Genomic DNA, 18218 nt, shown 5'->3' with positions numbered 1-18218 from the left:
GAAAAGCCTTTCTGCTACTTGACCGCGCCGAAGGTCAGGCCGCGGACAAGCTGCCGCTGACTGAACCAGCCGAGCACGAGAATGGGCGCGATCGCGAGCGTCGACGCCGCCGACAATTTGGCCCAGAACAATCCTTCCGGGCTCGAATAGGATGCGATGAACACGGTGAGCGGCGCCGCCTCGAGCGTCGACAAATTGAGGGTCCAGAACGCCTCGTTCCACGCCAGGATCAGGTTGAGCAGCATGGTCGAGGCGAGCCCCGGCACCGCCATCGGCGTCAGCACATAGATCAGCTCGCGGCCAATCGTGGCGCCGTCCATCCGTGCCGCTTCGAGGATGTCCTTCGGGATCTCCTTGAAATAGGTGAACAGCATCCAGATCACGATCGGCAGGTTGCCGAGGCACAGGATGAAGATCAGGCCGCTTCGCGTGTCGAGCAGGCCGAAGTTGCGGAAGATCAGGTAGATCGGCACCAGCACGCCGACCGGCGGCATCATCTTGGTCGACAGCATCCAGAGCAGCACGTCCTTGGTCCGCTTGGTCGGCGAGAACGCCATCGACCATGCCGCAGGGATCGCGATCAGCATCGCGATCAAGGTCGATCCCCCTGCGATGATGATCGAGTTGAGCGCATGGTGGAAATAGTCGCTGCGCTCCTGCACCGTGACGTAGTTCTCCGTGGTCCAGTGGAAGAACAGGAACGACGGCGGGATCGCGAACGCCTCGAGCTCGGTCTTGAAGCTCGCCAGCACCATCCAGAGGATCGGGAAGAAGATCAGGAAGCCGACCAGCCAGGCCGCCGCCGTCGAGATCACCTTGCGTTGTGTCGTGACCATCCGCGCCATGACGTTACGCCTCCAGATTCCGGCCGACGATACGAACGAGGAAGAAGGCGACGATGTTGGCCAGCACCACCGCGACCAGGCCGCCCGCCGAGGCGCTGCCGACGTCGTACTGGATCAGCGCCTGCGAATAGATCAGGAAGGCGATGTTGGTGGTCTGCAGGCCGGGGCCGCCGCCTGTGGTGACGAAGATCTCGGCGAACACCGTGAGCAGGAAGATGGTCTCGATCAGGATCACCACCGTGATCGGGCGGGCCAGATGCGGCAGCGTGATGTAGATGAAGGTCGAGATCGCGCTCGCACCGTCCATCTCGGCCGCCTCCTTCTGCTCCTCGTCGAGCGATTGCAGCGCGGTCAGGAGGATCAGGGTCGCGAACGGCAGCCATTGCCAGGAGATGATCAGGATCACCGAGAACAGCGGCGCGTCGTTGAACCAGTCGATCGCCGGCAGGCCGAACAGATGCGCGATCCAGGCGAACAGGCCGGACACCGGATGCATCAACAGGTTCTTCCAGACCAGCGCGCTCACCGTCGGCATCACGAAGAACGGCGCGATCACCATCAGCCGGACGATCGAGAGCCCGACCACCTGCTGGTCGAGCAGCAGCGCCAGCGGCACGCCGAGGATGATCGTGATCGCCAGCACCGAGCCGACCAGCACCAGGGTATTCTGCAGCGAGGCGAGGAAGGCGGGATCGGTCAGGAAGTAGCGGAAGTTTTCCAGCCCGACGAAGGATTCGGAGCCGGGATCGAGCAGATTATAGTGCAGGGTTGCGAAGTAGATCGTGAGCGCCAGCGGAACGATCATCCAGATGAACAGCAGCGCCACGGCCGGCGTGAGCAGTGTGCGTGCGAGCAGTTGGGTCTGCTGGGTCGCCATCCCCGCCTCCTTCTTTACGGAAAGGAGCGACCATCCCGCTGCGGGACAGGATGGTCGCGAGTGATCCAGCTCGGGAGGTCTAAGCTGGTCGGCGGCCAGGGCGCTTGACACGCCCTGGCGATCGGATCGCGTGGATTACTTGATGTAGCCCGCGCGCTTCATTTCGCGCTCGGTCGCGGATTGCGCGGCTGACAGCGCCGCATCGACCGTGGTCGAGCCTGACAGCGCGGCCGAGAACTGCTGGCCCACCTGGGTGCCGATGCCCTGGAATTCAGGGATCGCCGCATACTGCACGCCGACATACGGCACCGGCTTCACGGTCGGGTGGCTCGGATCAGCCGCATCGATCGAGGCCAGGGTCATCTTGGCGAACGGCGCCGCCTTCAGATACTCGGGATTCTGGTACAGCGAGGCCCGTGTTCCCGGAGGCACGTTGGACCAGCCTTCCTTGGACGCGACGAGCTTGGAATAATCCTTGCTGGTCGCCCAGGCGATGAACTTCTCGGCCGCATCGACCTTCTTCGAGCCCGCGGGGATCGCCAGACTCCACGCCCACAGCCAGTTGGCATTCTTGCCGAGGCCGGTGTTCGGCGCCAGCGCGAAGCCGACCTTGCCGGCGACCGTGGACTGCGCCGGGTTGGTCACGAAGGACGCCGCCACCGTGGCGTCGATCCACATCGCGCATTTGCCGGCGTTGAACAGCGCGAGGTTCTCGTTGAAGCCGTTGGAAGAGGCGCCGGGAGGACCGGCCTGCTTCATCAGGTCGACATAGGTCGTGAGCGTCTTCTTCCATTCCGGCGAGTTGAACTGCGGCTCCCACTTCTCGTCGAACCAGCGCGCGCCGTAGGAATTGGCCATCGCGGTCAGGAACGCCATGTTCTCGCCCCAGCCGGCCTTGCCGCGCAGGCAGATGCCGTAGACGCCGGCCGACTTGTCGGTCAGCTTCTTCGCCGCGTCGACCACGAAGTCCCAGGTCGGGCTGTCCGGCATCTTCAGTCCGGCCTTGTCGAACAGGTCGGTGCGGTACATCACCATCGAGCTCTCGCCGTAGAACGGCGCGGCATAGAGCTTGCCGTCGACCGACACCGCGTCCCTGATCTTCGGCAACAAATCATTGACGTCGTAATCGGCGCCGAGCTTGTCGAGCGGCACCAGCCAGTTCTTCTTGGCCCAGATCGGCACCTCATAGGTACCGATGGTGAGCACGTCGAACTGACCGCCCTTGGTGGCGATGTCGGTGGTGACGCGCTGGCGCAGCACGTTCTCCTCGAGCGTCACCCATTTCACGGTGATGTCCGGGTTCTTCGCGGTGAATTCGCTGGTGAGCCCCTGCATGCGGATCATGTCGCCATTGTTGACGGTCGCCACCGTCAGCGTGGTCTGGGCGATCGAGGGGGCAGAGATCAAAAGAGCAGCCGCGCCCGCAACGGCGCAAAGGACGTTTTTCAAGGTGACCTCCCTTATGTCACGTTGAGCATATGCCCACGTGTTGGGCGTATGTTCATCCTGTCGTCAAAATTTGTCAAGCGCGCGGGGACGCCGTCCCGCGCGATTGCGGGTTCCACTGCACGCGGGGATGGAGTTTTGCGGAAGCGAAGGGAGCGCTGAGCAGCTTGCCAGTCGGCCTGGATCGCGCCCGCAGCGGGACTGCGCTCCCTCGCCCCGTTCTTACGGGGTCGAGACGAGCGAAGCTCGCTCTTAGAGGGTTGGGGTGAGGGGCTCTCTCCGCGCATATGGAGACGGACGAGTGCGCGGAGGCTCCCCCTCACCCGGAATGCATCTGGCGATGCATTCCGACCTCTCCCCGCAGGCGGGGCGAGGTGAGGTGCAGCGCGTGGCTGCTTCGAATAACTTGATGTGGCGCCTACCGATCCAGCACCGCGCGCGCGGTCGCCTCATCGGTGATGAGACCGTTGATCACCCGGCCCGCGAGCGCGGCCTTGATCGACGGCACCTTGGCGGCGCCGACGGCCGCCGCGATGGTGGTCGAGACCGCGGGGATCTGCGGCGGAATGCTGGTCAGCCGCTTGTTGGTACCGCCCTTGATCAGGCGGCCTTTGGCGTCATAGGCCCAGCCGGTGACCTCGCCGACCGCGCCGAGCCGCATCATCTCCAGCAGTTCCTCGCGGGTGACGAACCCATCGACATGGACCTGGGCCTTCTGGTCCATCTGCCCGATGCCGATCAGCCGCAGATCGGCCTTGGCGGCAACCGCCCGCACCCGCGCGATCGGATCGATCCGGACCATGCGATTGCGCTCGTCCTCGCTCGACATCAAAAACGGCAGCGGCATCGGGTAATGGCGCGCGCCGGTGCGGTCGGCGAGCCGTCCCACCGTGTCGTAGAAGCTCGCCGAGCCGTCGGCGGAGATGTTGCCGACCAGCGAAACGATCTGGTGATCGGGCCGCTCGATCGGCGAGACCCGCTCGACCGCGGCGCGCACCGCGCGGCCGGTGCCGAGCGCCACGATCACCGGCGTCTCCGAGCGCAGCGTCATCTCTAGCAGATTGGCGCTGCGTTCGGCGATCCCGGCATTCGACAGCGGCGCCGCCGGATCCGACGGCACGACGTCGCAATGCACCAGGTCGAACCGCGCCTTCAGCCGCGAGGCCAGCTCCATGCAGGCCGCAATGGGGTGCTCGAGGCGGAACGTGATCAGCCGCTCCGCCAGGCACAGCGACACCAGGCGCTGCGCCGAGGCGCGCGACACCTGCAGCATTTTTGCAATTTCGTCCTGGGTGTGGCCCGCGATGAAATACAGCCAGCCGGCGCGCGCCGCATCGTCGAGACGGGACTTTTCGTTGTCGGGCGCAGCCATCGTCCTGTGTCAGCCTTCCATCCAGAAATCCGTCATCGCGGCGAAGATTCGATCCGCCCCGGCCTGCCGCAGCAGAGCACTGCCATCCGCCAGCCGATAGTGGGCGCCGCCGACAAATCCCCACACTTTCATCCCCGCCGCTTTCGCGGCCGTCACCCCGCTGACGCTGTCCTCGATCACGAGCGTGCGGCGCGGTGCGGCGCCCATCGCGCCTGCTGCATGCAGGAACAGGTCCGGCGCCGGCTTGCCGTGCCGGACCATCTGCGCGGTGAAAAGCCGCTGCCCGAAAGCGGCGGCAAGACCCGTCAGCTCCAGCGAGAATTTCACGCGATCAAGCGCGCTCGACGAGGCGACACAATACGGCAGCTTCAATTCCTTGAGCACCGCCGCGATGCCCGCGATCGGCTTGAGCTGGGCGCGGAACGTCTCGCGCACCTGGTGCGCCAATTCAGGCAGAAACGTCGCCGGCAACGGCTTTCCCACGCTTTGGCAATAGTCGAGCAAGGCCGTGGTGCTGCGCCCGAGAAAAAGCTCCAGCACCCGCTCGGTGCTCATCTCGATGCCGACCTGGCCCATCGCCTCGGCGAGACAGCGGCAGCTCAACTCCTCGCTGTCGACGAGCACGCCGTCGCAGTCGAAGATGACCAGATCGGTCTCGGGAAGCCGCGGATCCATCCCGCCATGAGATCATATGCTCACGCCATGAGCAATAGATCACAATTTGCGCGCCGAATGCCGCGCCTCAAATGGTCGCGGTGCACTGCCAACCATGCTGTGCGACAAGGCGAAATGCCGCATGACACACCTCTGATCGCGACCGTCGTCGCGGGCCTCGGATTGGCTTTCGTCTTCGGAACCATCGCCCAGCGCTTCCGGGTTCCGCCACTGGTCGGCTATCTGCTCGCGGGCGTCGCCGTCGGTCCCTTCACGCCCGGCTTCGTCGCCGATCAGGCGCTGTCCACCGAGCTCGCGGAGCTCGGTATCATTCTGCTGATGTTCGGCGTCGGCCTGCATTTCTCGCTGAACGATCTGCTATCGGTGCGCAAGATTGCGGTGCCGGGCGCGGTCGCCCAGATCGCGGTCGCGACGCTGATGGGACTCGGGCTGGCCTTGCTGATGGGCTGGACGGTCGGCGCCGGCCTGGTGTTCGGACTGGCATTGTCGGTCGCAAGTACCGTCGTGCTGTTGCGCGCATTGCAGGAGCGGCGGCTGATGGACACCGAGCGCGGCAAGATCGCGGTTGGCTGGCTGATCGTCGAAGACCTCGCCATGGTGCTCGCGTTGGTGCTGTTCCCGGCGGTGGCGAGCTTCCAGGGCGGCGAAGGCGTCGCACTCGCGTCCGATCCGCTCGCCACCCGCTTCGGCCTCGGGCTGACCGGCGTGCTGATCCTGACGCTGGTCAAGATCGCGCTGTTCATCGCCCTGATGCTGGTGGTCGGACGCCGGCTGATCCCCTGGGTGCTGCATTACATCGCCCACACCGGCTCGCGCGAGCTGTTCCGGCTCACCGTGCTTGCGATCGCGCTCTGCATCGCGTTCGGCGCGACCAAGCTGTTCGGCGTCTCGCTCGCGCTCGGCGCCTTCTTCGCCGGGATGATGCTGCGGGAATCGCCGCTGAGCCAGCGCGCCGCCCAGGAAACCCTGCCGCTGCGCGACGCCTTCGCGGTGCTGTTCTTCGTCTCCGTCGGCATGCTGTTCGATCCGCTCAGCGTGGTGCGCGAGCCCTGGCCGTTCGCAGCGACCTTGTTCGTCATCGTAGTCGGCAAGTCGCTCGCCGCGCTCTTGATCGTGGTGCTGTTCCGCCATCCGCTGGCGACCGCGCTGATGATCTCGGCGAGCCTCGCCCAGATCGGCGAATTCTCCTTCATCCTGGCGGAGCTCGGCGTTGCGCTCAACCTGCTGCCGAAGGCCGGCCGCGACCTGATCCTGGCGGGCGCGATCTTCTCGATCATGCTCAACCCGCTGGTGTTCGCGGTGGTCGACTGGCTGACGTCGCGGCTCGAGAAGCCGCAGGCCGCCTCGCCGGCCACCACGACATCAGAAGCGATCCCGGTCACCGACTTGCAGGATCACACCATCCTGGTCGGCTACGGCCGGGTCGGCAGCCTCGTCGGCGATGCGCTGCACCAGCGCAACGCACCGTTCCTCACGGTCGAAGCGTCCGACGATACGGTCGCAAAACTCAGGCAGCGCGGCATCGAGGCATTGATGGGCAATGCCGCGCGCGCCAGCGTGCTGCGCGCCACCAATCCGGCCGGCGCGCGATCGCTGGTCATCGCGATTCCCGAAGCGTTCGAGGCCGGACAGATCGTCGAGCAGGCACGCGCCGCCAATGCCGATATCCGGATCATCGCGCGGGCGCATTCCGACGCCGAGGTCGATCATCTGAAAGGGCTCGGGGCCGACATCGTGATCATGGGCGAGCGCGAGATCGCCCGCGGCATGATCGAGGAGCTCGAGCGAAGACCTGCAGGTGCGGCCATGCAGAATGCGGTGAGCGCAAGGGATTCCGCAGCCTGAAGCAACAATGCCTGCGGGCCAAGCGCGATACGGGGCATGACAGGAGATCAGGACATGGCGTTCAAGAGCCCGCACGTTTCGCTGGTGTCGTTCTCGATCGAGATCAGCGCTGAAGGCACCACCAATGTGATGCAGATCGAGACCGACCTGCACCTGAACGCGCGCCATCCGGGCTACGACGCGGCCGCGGTGGAGCGGCTGGTGCGCGACGCGCAGAGCTACCTCGCCGGCAACGCCGGCCAGGTCACCCGGATCCGGCTGGTCTCCAACCGCGGCGGCCAGACCTGAGGGGCTCAACCTCCACCAAGAAACGCGGGCGCCAGATCTTCCTGCACGATGATGTTGGCGGCTTCCGTCGTCAGCTCGCTGCCGACCAGATCGAGGTTCTTTGCCGCCTCGAACAGCATCGCGCGGACATCGTCCGGCGTCAGCACGCCCTTTGCAATCAGCTTGCGCACCAATGCCTGCAGGATCAGAACGTCGATCTCGCCATGGGCGAGCGGCGTCGGCTTGTCCGTCATGATCGTCTCCCAGGGCTGAGCTTGATCAAGGCTGAGGTTCGTCGTAAGCGAAGCGGCTAGCGGGCCGGCCCTCTGCTCCCTCTCCCCGTTCTTACGGGGAGAGGGTTGGGGTGAGGGGCTGTCCCCGCATATGCGGTGATAGCCGCGCTTGCGGAGACTCCCCCTCACCCGGAACGCATCTAGCGATGCGTTCCGACCTCTCCCCGCACGCGGGGCGAGGTGAAGCCGGATCCGTTGCTCGATTTGAAGCAAGCTCATCGACCTCTAGCGGGGTGGTGACGCGATATCCTTGTGCAATTGCTCGAACGCGCGGCGCAGGCCGTGCAGCTGATCGACCAGATGGAGGATGACGTCGATCCCTTCGTTGTTGACGCCGAAGTCGCCCTTCAGGTCCCGGATCAGATGCGCGCGCGCCACGTCGGTGTCGGAGAAACTGATCTCGCTCGCGGTCTCGTCCGGAACCAGCCATTGCTGCTCGATCCAGAACTCCAGGGTCTGCACCTCCAGACCCGCATCGATGAGGAATTGCTGCTTGTTCATGACGCACCATCCTCGCGCGGATTGAATGCCTTGCGATCCCAGTTCGACACGAACGCCTCGAGCTCGGGATCGGGACCCTTGGGCAAGACCACCTTGAGCTTGACGAGTTCGTCGCCATGGCCGCCGCCGACCTTGGGCGCGCCCTTGCCGCGCAGCCGCATCGTCGTGCCGGTGTTCGCGCCCTTCGGCACCGTCATGGTGACGGCGCCGGTCGGGGTGGGAACGTTGACCTTGCCGCCGAGCACGGCCTCCGACAGCGAGATCGGCAATTCCAGCGAGATGTCGTCGCCCTCGCGGGTGAAGCGCGGATCGGGGCGGACCTCGACCTCGATCAGCGCATCGCCGGGGCCGCCCTTGCCGCTGCCCGGCATCCCCTTGCCGCGCAGGCGGATGATCTGGCCGTCGACGAGCCCCGGCGGGATCGTCACGTCGAGCGTGCCGCCATCGGGCAGTGTCAGGCGCTTGCTCGCGCCGGTGATCGATTCCGCGAAATCGATCGCCAGGCTGTAATGCAGGTCGCGGCCGCGCCGGTTGGCGCGCGCCTGCTCGGTGCGCCGGAGCAGTTCGGCGAACGCATCGTCCTGATCCATATAGTCGGCATAGCCGGAGCTGTCGGCGTAAGGATGCGCCCCATCCGCAGTGGCGAAATCCCGGTAGTAGCGATGCTGCGGCCGCTCGGCGCCGCTGGCGTCGATCTCGCCGGCGTCGAAGCGCTTGCGCTTGTCGGCATCGCTGAGCAGATCGTTCGCGGCGGCGACTTCCTTGAACTTGTCTTCAGCCGCCTTGTCGCCCGGATTGAGATCCGGATGCAGCTTCTTCGCCAGCTTGCGATAGGCCTTCTGGATATCGGCCGCAGACGCCGTCGGGGCAACGCCAAGGACCTCGTACGGATTTCTCACAACCTGCTCCGCAACACCGTGAGTGCACCTGCAATCATGAGGGCGCAAAAGCCGATGATTTGCAAGTCCGCAGGCACGCGGCCCGAGAACGGGCAACGCGGCATGTGCTCAGAGCAGGGACCCTACGAGGTATGTCCGGGATCGAGATATTTGGGGATGTTCTTTTCCTGCTGCGGCGTCATCTTTGCCGGATCCGGCTTGCCCGGCACGCCCCGCGGACCGAGCAGGGCCCGCTGCATATCGTCCTCGCTCAAGCGAGGCTTGCCATCGTCAAGCTGTCCGTCGCCACCGTGACTCTGTGCCATGACCGACCTCCAGTGATGATCGCTTGCGCGCGGGCGGAAGCATAGCGCGCTCCGCTGCAACGAGCCAGCGGAGCGCGATCTTGCGTTAGTGTTGCTCCTGCCGCTTCTCCTCTGCGGGATGACCGGCGGGCGCAGCATGTGGCGGCGCCTGGACGTGCGGCGCGGCCGGGTGCGGCGCCGCCTGAACGTGCGACTCCGGCCGGGCCGCCGGCTGCGGATGGGCCTCGGCCGGCTGCGGAGCATGCGCCTCGGGTCGTGCTTCGGGCTTGGCTACCTGCTCCGGCCGCGCGACCGGCTTTGCGGCAGGCTCCTCCCTGCGCACCTCTTCGGGCCGCTTCTCCTGCACGGCAGGCCGCGCCGCTTCCGCTGCCGGGTGCGGCTCAACCTTCGGCTCGGCGGCGGGCGCCGCGCGCTTCTCTTCGACTGCGGGCCTGTTCGCCTCGACCGGTGGATGCGCCACGACGCCCTTCTCGGGAAGGGGAAGCGCATGCGACCCGGCCGGCGCCGGTGCAGCAGGATGCGGCTCGACCTTGGTCTCGGCAGCGGGCGCCGTGCGCTTCTCCTCGGCCGCGGGCTTGTTCGCCTCGGCGGGCGGATGCGCTGCCGGAATCTCCTTGCCCGGAACCGGAAGCGCATGGGACTCGGCTGGTGCGGTCGCCGGCGCCGCAGCCGTGCCCGGACGCGCCGGCTCGCCGGCCGCCGGCTTTGCAGCGGTGGCAGGCACCGCCTCGCCGACCGCTCGCGCGCGGACCACGCCCGGTCCCTTCAACTCGCCGGGACGCGCCGTCGCCGCAACAGCGGGCACGCCGTTGTTGGTCCGCTTGAACAGGCTCGGATCCTGGCTTGCGGTCTCGACCTGCTTGCGTTGCAACGGCGTCGCCGCGAAGTGCTGCTCCTTGGCGACGGCGCGCTCGGCAGGCGTGGGCCGCACGTCGATGCCGCCGCGGCCGCCATTGTAGCTGACATTGTTGACGGTGGTCTGATTGATCGTGACGTTCTTCTCGTAGACGTTGGTGATCCGCGCGCCCTGCAGATTGTTCACGGTGCGATTGTAGAAGAAGTTGCCGTGATCCCAGCGGCCGCCTTCATAGCCCGAGCCGCCGTAGCCGAAGCCGTAATTGATGCCGCCGTAGAAGCCGACGCGATCACCCCAATAGCCCTGATGGAAAATGAAGCCGCCGCCGAACGCACCCCAGTAACCGGGGGTCCACAGCAGGCCGACCCGCGGCGGCTGCACCCAGGTGCCCGGCACCCAGTAGTAATCGCCGCGATCCTCGTCCCACGACCAATTGCCCGGCGACCACATGTAGCCAGGACCGGGAACCGGCGGCTGATCGTAGGTCGGCAATGGCGGCGGCGCAGTCTCGACGGCAGAGACCGGCGCGCACGCCGCATCCTGCGCGAGCGCCGGCACGGCGGTCGTGGAGAACAGCGCCGCGGCAATCGCTGCACACGACACGGTCGATAGAAGACGAGTGGTCATTGGGAGCCTCTTCGATGAGCACGTTCAAACGTGAGAACCGGAACAAAAGTTCCGCGCATCGGCAATGCACCGACACACTTCATCGCTAGACCCTTGACCTTACACCAGCCTGAAACGCATCGACGCAAATCGGAAACGCAATTGCGTTGCTATTCATTGGCGGTTCAGGGTGCGCGGTGACGTCGTGCTGCGCGATTCAATGGAACAATTGCGCGACGCTCGCTTGCATCAACGCACGAGCGGCACGCAATGCGACGTCACCGATTCCGAATGCGCGAATATGATTCCGGCTTTGGTCCGATCGCAACGATCGAGCTCGTCGCGCCGTTCGCTTCACAGAGCACCCGATCAACAGCATTGCCGTCGCCGTGATGCGCGCGCGCTTTCTCGCCGCGCGTAGCAGTGCCTCCGGACGAGTGCCAGAGACGAACGTCTGCCGCCGCAAGAGCTTAGCTGCGGCCCGCCAAAGGCTGCGCGGGGCGATTGACACTCCCCCGAAACGACCACACGATGCGAGCAGCGGCAGCCTCTGGCCTGCGGTTTCCGCCGGCGCCATTGCACCGGGCTGTTGCATGATGGATGTCATCGTTCCGCCATCTGCCGCCGGCGGGACTGGGTGGCATGACCCGATCTCGACGAGCCCGCGTTGCCCTGAGGTGCCACGATGAACATTGAAAAATATACCGATCGCGTTCGCGGCTTCATCCAGTCGGCGCAATCGCTGGCGATGCGCGAGGGGCACCAGCAATTCTCGACGCTGCACGTCCTGAAGGTGCTGCTCGATGACCCCGAGGGCCTCGCGGCCGGCCTGATCGACCGTGCCGGCGGCAATTCGCGCGCGATCCTGAAAGCCACCGAAGAGGCGCTGGCGAAGGTGCCGAAGGTCAGCGGCGCCGGCTCGGGACAGATCTATCTGGCGCCCGAGACCGCGCGGGCCTTTGCCGCGGCGGAACAGGCCGCCGACAAGGCCGGCGACAGTTTCGTGTCGGTCGAACGCCTGTTGCAGGCGCTTGCAGCCGACAAGGACAGCGACGCCGGCAAGCTGCTCGCCAAGGGCGGCGTCAATCCGCAGAACCTGAATGCGGCCATCAACGCGCTGCGCAAGGGCCGCACCGCCGACAGCGCGTCGGCCGAGAACGCCTATGACGCGCTGAAGAAATACGCCCGCGATCTCACCCAGGCCGCGCGCGACGGCAAGCTCGATCCGGTGATCGGCCGCGACGAGGAGATCCGCCGCACCATCCAGGTGCTGTCCCGCCGCACCAAGAACAATCCGGTGCTGATCGGCGAGCCCGGCGTCGGCAAGACCGCGATCGTCGAGGGCCTGGCGCTGCGCATCGTCAATGGCGACGTGCCGGAAAGCCTGCAGGACAAGGCGCTGCTCGGGCTCGATCTCGGCGCGCTGATCGCCGGCGCAAAATATCGCGGCGAGTTCGAGGAACGGCTCAAGGCCGTGTTGCAGGAGGTGACGTCGGCCGAGGGCGGCATCATCCTGTTCATCGACGAAATGCACACCCTGATCGGCGCCGGCAAGGGCGACGGCGCGATGGACGCATCGAACCTGCTGAAGCCCGCGCTCGCCCGCGGCGAGCTGCATTGCATCGGCGCCACCACGCTCGACGAATATCGCAAGCATGTCGAGAAGGACCCGGCGCTGGCCCGGCGCTTCCAGCCGGTGTTCGTCTCGGAGCCCACGGTCGAGGACACCATCTCGATCCTGCGCGGCCTCAAGGACAAATACGAGCAGCATCACGGCGTGCGCATCGCGGATTCGGCGCTGGTCGCCGCCGCCACGCTGTCGAACCGCTACATCACCGACCGCTTCCTGCCCGACAAGGCGATCGACCTGATGGACGAGGCCGCGGCACGGCTGAAGATGCAGGTCGATTCCAAGCCCGAAGAACTCGACTCGCTCGACCGCGAGATCATCCGGCTCAAGATCGAGCAGGAGGCGCTGAAGAAGGAGACCGATCTCGGCTCCAGGAGCCGGTTGCAGACGCTCGAGAAGGATCTCGTCGAGCTCGAGAAGAAATCGGCCGACATGACCTCGAAGTGGCGCTCGGAGAAAAGCAAGCTCTCCGATGCGCAGAAGATGAAGGGTGAGCTCGAGCAGTTGCGCACGGAGCTTGCCAACGCCCAGCGCAAGGGCGAATTCCAGAAGGCAGGCGAACTGGCCTATGGCCGCATTCCGGAGCTCGAGAAGAAGCTCGCCGCGGTCGAGGCCAGCGAGACCTCGTCGGCCAGCGAGACCGTCACCGCCGACAACATCGCGGCAGTGGTGTCGCGCTGGACCGGCGTGCCGGTCGACAAGATGCTTGAGGGCGAAAAGGACAAGCTGCTGCGCATGGAGGAAATGCTCGGCAAGCGCGTCGTCGGCCAGGCCGAGGCCGTCCGCGCGGTGTCGACCGCGGTGCGCCGCGCCCGCGCCGGCCTACAGGACCCGAACCGGCCGATCGGCTCGTTCATGTTCCTGGGGCCGACCGGCGTCGGCAAGACCGAGCTCGCAAAGGCGCTCGCCGAATATCTGTTCGACGACGAGACCGCGATGATCCGCCTCGACATGTCCGAATACATGGAGAAGCACTCGGTCTCTCGGCTGATCGGCGCGCCGCCCGGCTATGTCGGCTACGACGAAGGCGGCGCACTGACCGAAGCGGTGCGGCGGCGACCTTATCAAGTCGTGCTGTTCGACGAGATCGAGAAGGCGCATCCCGACGTCTTCAACGTGCTGCTGCAGGTGCTGGACGACGGCCGTCTCACCGACGGCCAGGGCCGCACCGTCGATTTCCGCAACACGCTGATCATCATGACCTCGAACATCGGCGCCGAATATCTCGTCAACCAGCCGGAGGGCCAGAGCACGAGCGCGGTGCGCGAGCAGGTGATGAACATGGTGCGCGCGCATTTCCGCCCCGAATTCCTCAACCGCATCGACGAGATCATCCTGTTCCACCGGCTGCAGAAGAGCGACATGGGCCGCATCGTCGAGATCCAGTTCGCGCGGCTGCGCAGGCTGCTCGAGGATCGCAAGATCGATCTCGAGCTCGAACCGAAGGCGCGCGACTGGCTTGCCGAGAAAGGCTGGGACCCGGCCTATGGCGCCCGGCCGCTGAAGCGGGTGATCCAGCGCAGCGTGCAGGACCCGCTGGCGGAAATGATTCTCGCCGGCGAGGTCCGCGACGGCTCGCAGGTGAAGCTCTCCGCCACCAAGGCCGGCCTCACCTTCAACGGCAAGAAGCCGGAGAGTGCGGCGGCGGACGAATTCGAACCGGTGTGAGACGAATACGGACTACCGACGACGCCGGCTGTCATGCCCGCGTCGTCTGGGCGCATCATATGCAAGCTGAATATGCAAGCCGACCTGCAACCAGGGAGAGCGCCATGACGCAGCAGAACATCAAGGACAACATGGAGGTCATCGGCGCCGACGGCGTGCATGTCGGCACCGTCGATCGCGTCGAAGGCAACCGCATCAAGCTCAAGAAAAACGACAGCGACGGCTTCCACAAGGGCCATCACCACTTTATCGAACTCGGCTTCGTCGCCGGTGTCGAAGGCACCAAGGTGCGGCTCTCCGCCAATGCCGCCATTGCGGTAACCCTCGAGGAGGAGAGGTCCGGCAAGCCTGTCGATTGAGGCAGGCGCCTCTGCAATAGGGTAGGCCATTCGAGCCCTTGTAAAGGGTCCGGTGGCGTGCTCCTGTGCCCCTGTCTGGACGTCGATCCGGCGTCCAGCGTTTGCCTTTGTCCGCGTGAAAGTGCCGTTTTAGTCAAGGAGACATGCGTGCCATCAGCCGTTCCGCAACCGGTCGCTGCGAAGCTGACGCGCGCGGCCATCTTCCTTGCGGTCACGATCAAGCCCAATCCGGAATATGATGCCGTGGTGCGGTCGCTCTGCGCCGACCTGGCCGCGCTGGTGCGCGCCGTCGGCTTCCGCGATCTCGAGGGACGGCTGTCCTGCGTCATGGGCATCGGCTCCGATGCTTGGGACCGGCTGTTCGGCGCGCCGAAGCCGCAAGGCCTGCATCCGTTCCGCGAGATCAACGGCGTCCACCACGCCGTCGCGACCCCGGGCGACCTCTTGTTTCACATCCGCGCCGTGCCGATGGACCTGTGCTTCGAGCTCGCGACCCAGATCATGTCACGGCTCGGCGATGCCGTTGCAACTTCGGACGAGGTGCACGGCTTCAAATATTTCGACGAGCGCGATCTGCTCGGCTTCGTCGACGGCACGGAGAATCCGGAAGACCAGGCGGCAACCGACGCCACCATCATCGGCGACGAGGACGCGGCCTTCGCCGGCGGCAGCTACGTGATCGTGCAGAAATACCTGCACGACCTGACGAAGTGGAACGAGCTGCCGGTCGAGATGCAGGAGAAGATCATCGGCCGCACCAAGCTCTCCGACATCGAGCTCGACGATACGGTGAAGCCGAGCTACGCGCACAACGCCTTGACCTCGATCGTCGAGAACGGCGAGGAGCTCGATATCGTCCGCGACAACATGCCGTTCGGCAATATCAGCAAGGGCGAGTTCGGCACCTATTTCATCGGCTATGCCAAGTCGCCGCACCGGATCGAGCAGATGCTGGAGAACATGTTCGTCGGCAAGCCGCCGGGCAATTACGACCGCCTGCTCGACTTCAGCCGCGCCGCGACCGGCATGCTGTTCTTCATCCCGTCGGCGAATTTCCTGGAGGATGCCGCCAACCCGGCGCCTGCGGCCGCGCCTGCCGAGCCGTCGCTGGACGACGCCGGAGCCGACGACACGCCTGCACAACGAATACCGCCGTCCGACGGCTCGCTCGGGATCGGCTCACTGAAAGGAGAGGCTGGACATGAATAATCTTCATCGGGGATTAGCTCCCATCTCGGACGCGGCATGGGCCCAGATCGAAGAGGAAGCCTCGCGCACGTTGAAGCGCCATCTGGCGGCGCGCCGTGTCGTCGACGTCGATGGCCCGAAGGGAACGGATTTCTCCGCCGTCGGCACCGGCCATCTGAAGAAGATCGCGACGCCCGGCGACGGCGTCGAGGCGACGCAACGCGATGTCCGCGCACTGGTCGAGCTGCGCGTGCCGTTCGAGCTTTCGCGCCAGGCGATCGACGATGTCGAGCGCGGCGCGAATGATTCCGACTGGGATCCGCTGAAGGAGGCCGCGCGAAAAATCGCGTTCGCCGAGGATCGCGCGGTGTTCGATGGCTACAGCGCCGCCGGCATTCAGGGCATCCGTCAGGGCACCAGCAACCCGGTGCTGAAGCTGCCGTCGAGCGTCAAGAATTACCCCGGCGTGGTCGCGCAGGCGGTCAGCCAGCTGCGGCTCGCCGGCGTCAACGGCCCCTACACGCTGCTGCTCGGCACCGAGCCCTATACCGCGATCGGTGGCGCGACCGACGACGGCTATCCGGTGCTGCAGCACATCCAGCGTCTGATCGACGGCAAGATTATCTGGGCGCCCGCGATCGAGGGTGGTGTGCTGCTGACCACCCGTGGCGGCGATTTCCAGCTCTCGATCGGCCAGGACCTTTCGATCGGCTATCTCAGCCACTCCGCGACCTCGGTCCAGCTGTATTTCCAGGAGACCATCACCTTCCTGATGCTGACCAGCGAAGCGTCGGTGGTGCTTGCGCCGGAGGCGAAGAAGCCCGCCTAGTGTTACCGGCGTTCACTCTTCCAGGCAGCCCCGGCCAATCTGCGCCGGGGCTGCTGTTGAACTTCAACTGAGAGGAGGCGCGCATGCAGGAATATGATCTCTACCTCAACGCCAAGAAGGCGTCGGTCGGTCTCTATGTCCGCAAGGGTGCGGGCCTCCCCGATCTCGCCGATGCCAAGGACTGGGTGTTCGACGGCACGTCGACGCCGGCCAATCTGCCGCCGCAGCTCGTCAAGGAGATCGAGGCCAACGGCCACGCCTTCCGCGACATGGATTGAGCGTCAATGGCTGGCGCTTTGTTCTAACGCGTTTTCTTTGCGCGAACCGGTATCCACTTCGCTCGAAAACGCTCTATTTTTCGCCGACCTTCACCGGCGCGGTTTCGGGCATCAGGCTCATCGCCACGATGCCGACTGCGGCCGCGAGCAACAGATACCAGGACGGTGCCAGCGGATCTGCGGTCACGTGCAGCAGCCACGTGACCACGAGTTGCGCGGTGCCGCCGAAGGTTGCGATCGCGACCGCGTAGATCGTGGCGAACACGCCGCCGCGGATGGTCTGCGGCAGCGCCTCGGTGAAGGCAGCATAGAATGCCGTGAACGGCAGCGATCCGATGAACGACAGGACGCCGAACCCGAACAGCAGCGACCATGCACCTGGGTCATCGACGATCCACAGGAAAGCCGGATAGGTCAGCACCAGCACGACCAGCTGCGGCCAGATCATGATCGGCTTGCGGCCGAACCGGTCGGCAAGCCAGCCGCCGAGCACTGCGCCGATGATCTGAAGTCCGTTGCTCACCAGCGACACCGTGAACGCCAGCGACGGCGACACGTGCAGCGTGTTCTTGGCGTAGGTCGTCATGTATTGCGTCACATAGGTCGAGATCGTGCCGCTGGCCAGGATCATCACCGCCAGCACGATGACACGAAGGTGCCGGCGCGCCAGCGCAACATGGCTTGAGCTCTCGACCTGCCCCGCGACGTGTTCGCCGTGCGAAATCGTCTCCGGCAGCGTGCGGCGCATCCAGATGCCGAACGGCAGACAGACCGCCCCGAGCAGAAATGCGACACGCCATCCGTAGGCCTGCAGCATATCGGGCGTCATCGTGCTGCTCAGGATGACGCCGACAAGCGCGCCGACGGTCGCCGCGATCTCCTGGCTGGCGGGCTGACATGCCACCACCAGGCCGCGGTTCCTCGGTGCCGCGATCTCGATGAGATAGGCCGTGGTCGGCCCGACTTCGCCGCCGAGCGCGAACCCCTGCACCATCCGCGCCAGGATCACGATAACAGGCGCCGCAACGCCGATCGCGGCATAGGATGGCGTCAGCGCGATGGTCAGGATCGCGCCGCCCATCAGCGCAAAACTCAGCAGCATCGCCGGCCGCCGGCCGACGCGATCGGAGAAGATGCCGAGCACGATGCCGCCGATCGGCCGGGTCAGGAAGCCGGCGCCGAACGTCGCCAGCGACAGCATCAGGCTGCCGTATTCGCTTTGCGCGGGGAAGAAGGTGCGCCCGATCTCGGTCGCAAAGAAGCTGTAGGTGATGAAGTCGTAGAACTCCAGCATGTTGCCGATGGTCGCGGCAAAGGCTGCGCGCTTGACATCGAATTCCCTGCTCGCAATCTCGGACAACGCCCTCGGTTCCTTGTCTGCTTGTGCGAGGAGAGTATTATTCCTCCGATCATGTTAGGCAAGGCAAGCTTAGATAAGGCATGGCGCGCGCAGCGCGATCTGCATGTGACGCAAGCGAA

The 18218-nt window shown here is 65.4% G+C and carries 18 protein-coding genes; 7 read left to right on the top strand and 11 right to left on the bottom strand.

The features are described 5' to 3' along the window. Window positions 1-14: 14 nt before the first annotated feature. The 5 genes from BI327_RS37845 to BI327_RS37825 form a co-directional block, all read right to left on the bottom strand. Window positions 15-845 (bottom strand): carbohydrate ABC transporter permease, encoded by an 831-nt coding sequence (locus BI327_RS37845; RefSeq protein WP_076866626.1) that lies wholly within the window; start codon window positions 843-845, stop codon window positions 15-17. 4 nt (window positions 846-849) lie between these two features. After that, window positions 850-1722, bottom strand: coding sequence for a carbohydrate ABC transporter permease (locus tag BI327_RS37840; protein ID WP_024583852.1), 873 nt, complete (start codon window positions 1720-1722; stop codon window positions 850-852). A 135-nt stretch (window positions 1723-1857) separates the two neighbouring features. Further along, on the bottom strand, window positions 1858-3171 hold the full coding sequence (locus BI327_RS37835) for an ABC transporter substrate-binding protein (protein WP_076866624.1): 1314 nt from the start codon (window positions 3169-3171) through the stop codon (window positions 1858-1860). A gap of 415 nt (window positions 3172-3586) precedes the next feature. After that, a complete protein-coding gene (locus BI327_RS37830) occupies window positions 3587-4540 on the bottom strand; it encodes a sugar-binding transcriptional regulator (RefSeq protein ID WP_074127073.1) in 954 nt (317 codons plus the stop codon). 9 nt (window positions 4541-4549) lie between these two features. Next, window positions 4550-5215, bottom strand: a complete 666-nt coding sequence (locus BI327_RS37825) for an HAD family hydrolase (protein WP_076866622.1) — start codon at window positions 5213-5215, stop codon at window positions 4550-4552. A 114-nt stretch (window positions 5216-5329) separates the two neighbouring features. On the opposite strand from BI327_RS37825, the gene ybaL reads away from it, so the two are divergent. Together ybaL and BI327_RS37815 are read left to right on the top strand one after the other, a co-directional pair. Then, window positions 5330-7060: a YbaL family putative K(+) efflux transporter gene (ybaL, locus tag BI327_RS37820; protein ID WP_076866620.1), complete on the top strand. Its 1731-nt coding sequence runs from the start codon at window positions 5330-5332 to the stop codon at window positions 7058-7060. Between the two features lie 36 nt (window positions 7061-7096). Next, on the top strand, window positions 7097-7348 hold the full coding sequence (locus BI327_RS37815; protein ID WP_245335050.1) for a hypothetical protein: 252 nt from the start codon (window positions 7097-7099) through the stop codon (window positions 7346-7348). A gap of 5 nt (window positions 7349-7353) precedes the next feature. On the opposite strand, the gene BI327_RS37810 is transcribed toward BI327_RS37815, so the two are convergent. The 5 genes from BI327_RS37810 to BI327_RS37790 all read right to left on the bottom strand — a co-directional run bounded on the left by BI327_RS37810 (window position 7354) and on the right by BI327_RS37790 (window position 10808). Then, window positions 7354-7581 carry a hypothetical protein gene (locus BI327_RS37810; RefSeq protein WP_076866616.1) on the bottom strand — a complete coding sequence of 76 codons (228 nt, stop codon included), beginning with the start codon at window positions 7579-7581 and terminating at the stop codon, window positions 7354-7356. A 264-nt stretch (window positions 7582-7845) separates the two neighbouring features. Beyond that, complete coding sequence (locus tag BI327_RS37805) at window positions 7846-8121, bottom strand: chaperone modulator CbpM (RefSeq protein WP_076866614.1); 276 nt, start codon at window positions 8119-8121, stop codon at window positions 7846-7848. Next, window positions 8118-9020, bottom strand: coding sequence for a DnaJ C-terminal domain-containing protein (locus tag BI327_RS37800; RefSeq protein WP_076866612.1), 903 nt, complete (start codon window positions 9018-9020; stop codon window positions 8118-8120). The genes BI327_RS37805 and BI327_RS37800 overlap by 4 nt, the downstream gene beginning before the upstream one ends. A 122-nt stretch (window positions 9021-9142) precedes the next feature. Beyond that, complete coding sequence (locus tag BI327_RS37795) at window positions 9143-9325, bottom strand: hypothetical protein (protein ID WP_076866611.1); 183 nt, start codon at window positions 9323-9325, stop codon at window positions 9143-9145. 85 nt (window positions 9326-9410) lie between these two features. Next, the gene (locus tag BI327_RS37790; RefSeq protein ID WP_083742381.1) at window positions 9411-10808 is read right to left on the bottom strand and encodes a YXWGXW repeat-containing protein; all 1398 of its coding nucleotides are present in this window, start codon (window positions 10806-10808) and stop codon (window positions 9411-9413) included. Window positions 10809-11472: 664 nt separating this feature from the next. Between BI327_RS37790 and clpB the strand changes: the two genes are divergently transcribed. The 5 genes from clpB (at window position 11473) to BI327_RS37765 (ending at window position 16739) form a co-directional block, all read left to right on the top strand. Further along, window positions 11473-14085, top strand: a complete 2613-nt coding sequence (gene clpB, locus BI327_RS37785; protein WP_076866607.1) for an ATP-dependent chaperone ClpB — start codon at window positions 11473-11475, stop codon at window positions 14083-14085. Window positions 14086-14189: 104 nt separating this feature from the next. Beyond that, window positions 14190-14444 (top strand): DUF2171 domain-containing protein, encoded by a 255-nt coding sequence (locus tag BI327_RS37780; protein ID WP_076866604.1) that lies wholly within the window; start codon window positions 14190-14192, stop codon window positions 14442-14444. Window positions 14445-14591: 147 nt separating this feature from the next. Then, window positions 14592-15653: a Dyp-type peroxidase gene (locus BI327_RS37775; RefSeq protein WP_076866603.1), complete on the top strand. Its 1062-nt coding sequence runs from the start codon at window positions 14592-14594 to the stop codon at window positions 15651-15653. After that, complete coding sequence (locus BI327_RS37770; RefSeq protein WP_076866601.1) at window positions 15646-16461, top strand: family 1 encapsulin nanocompartment shell protein; 816 nt, start codon at window positions 15646-15648, stop codon at window positions 16459-16461. Before BI327_RS37775 ends, BI327_RS37770 begins: the two co-directional genes overlap by 8 nt. 83 nt (window positions 16462-16544) lie before the next feature. After that, a complete protein-coding gene (locus tag BI327_RS37765; protein WP_076866599.1) occupies window positions 16545-16739 on the top strand; it encodes a hypothetical protein in 195 nt (64 codons plus the stop codon). Window positions 16740-16812: 73 nt separating this feature from the next. On the opposite strand, the gene BI327_RS37760 is transcribed toward BI327_RS37765, so the two are convergent. Further along, a complete protein-coding gene (locus tag BI327_RS37760) occupies window positions 16813-18033 on the bottom strand; it encodes an MFS transporter (RefSeq protein WP_394329913.1) in 1221 nt (406 codons plus the stop codon). Window positions 18034-18218: the final 185 nt, after the last annotated feature.

The sequence above is a fragment of the Bradyrhizobium mercantei genome, assembly GCF_001982635.1.
GTDB classification, from domain to species: Bacteria; Pseudomonadota; Alphaproteobacteria; order Rhizobiales; family Xanthobacteraceae; genus Bradyrhizobium; species Bradyrhizobium mercantei.
This window is presented reverse-complemented; position numbering and strand designations above follow the sequence as displayed.

Excerpts from the sequence above, each read along its gene's own strand:
- BI327_RS37845 (WP_076866626.1), bottom strand. The coding sequence starts at position 845 with ATGGCGCGGATGGTCACGACACAACGCAAGGTGATCTCGACGGCGGCG.
- BI327_RS37840 (WP_024583852.1), bottom strand. The coding sequence starts at position 1,722 with ATGGCGACCCAGCAGACCCAACTGCTCGCACGCACACTGCTCACGCCG.
- BI327_RS37830 (WP_074127073.1), bottom strand. The coding sequence starts at position 4,540 with ATGGCTGCGCCCGACAACGAAAAGTCCCGTCTCGACGATGCGGCGCGC.
- BI327_RS37825 (WP_076866622.1), bottom strand. The coding sequence starts at position 5,215 with ATGGATCCGCGGCTTCCCGAGACCGATCTGGTCATCTTCGACTGCGAC.
- ybaL (WP_076866620.1), top strand. The coding sequence starts at position 5,330 with ATGCCGCATGACACACCTCTGATCGCGACCGTCGTCGCGGGCCTCGGA.
- BI327_RS37815 (WP_245335050.1), top strand. The coding sequence starts at position 7,097 with ATGACAGGAGATCAGGACATGGCGTTCAAGAGCCCGCACGTTTCGCTG.
- BI327_RS37810 (WP_076866616.1), bottom strand. The coding sequence starts at position 7,581 with ATGACGGACAAGCCGACGCCGCTCGCCCATGGCGAGATCGACGTTCTG.
- BI327_RS37805 (WP_076866614.1), bottom strand. The coding sequence starts at position 8,121 with ATGAACAAGCAGCAATTCCTCATCGATGCGGGTCTGGAGGTGCAGACC.
- BI327_RS37795 (WP_076866611.1), bottom strand. The coding sequence starts at position 9,325 with ATGGCACAGAGTCACGGTGGCGACGGACAGCTTGACGATGGCAAGCCT.
- BI327_RS37790 (WP_083742381.1), bottom strand. The coding sequence starts at position 10,808 with ATGACCACTCGTCTTCTATCGACCGTGTCGTGTGCAGCGATTGCCGCG.
- clpB (WP_076866607.1), top strand. The coding sequence starts at position 11,473 with ATGAACATTGAAAAATATACCGATCGCGTTCGCGGCTTCATCCAGTCG.
- BI327_RS37780 (WP_076866604.1), top strand. The coding sequence starts at position 14,190 with ATGACGCAGCAGAACATCAAGGACAACATGGAGGTCATCGGCGCCGAC.
- BI327_RS37770 (WP_076866601.1), top strand. The coding sequence starts at position 15,646 with ATGAATAATCTTCATCGGGGATTAGCTCCCATCTCGGACGCGGCATGG.
- BI327_RS37765 (WP_076866599.1), top strand. The coding sequence starts at position 16,545 with ATGCAGGAATATGATCTCTACCTCAACGCCAAGAAGGCGTCGGTCGGT.
- BI327_RS37760 (WP_394329913.1), bottom strand. The coding sequence starts at position 18,033 with ATGCTGGAGTTCTACGACTTCATCACCTACAGCTTCTTTGCGACCGAG.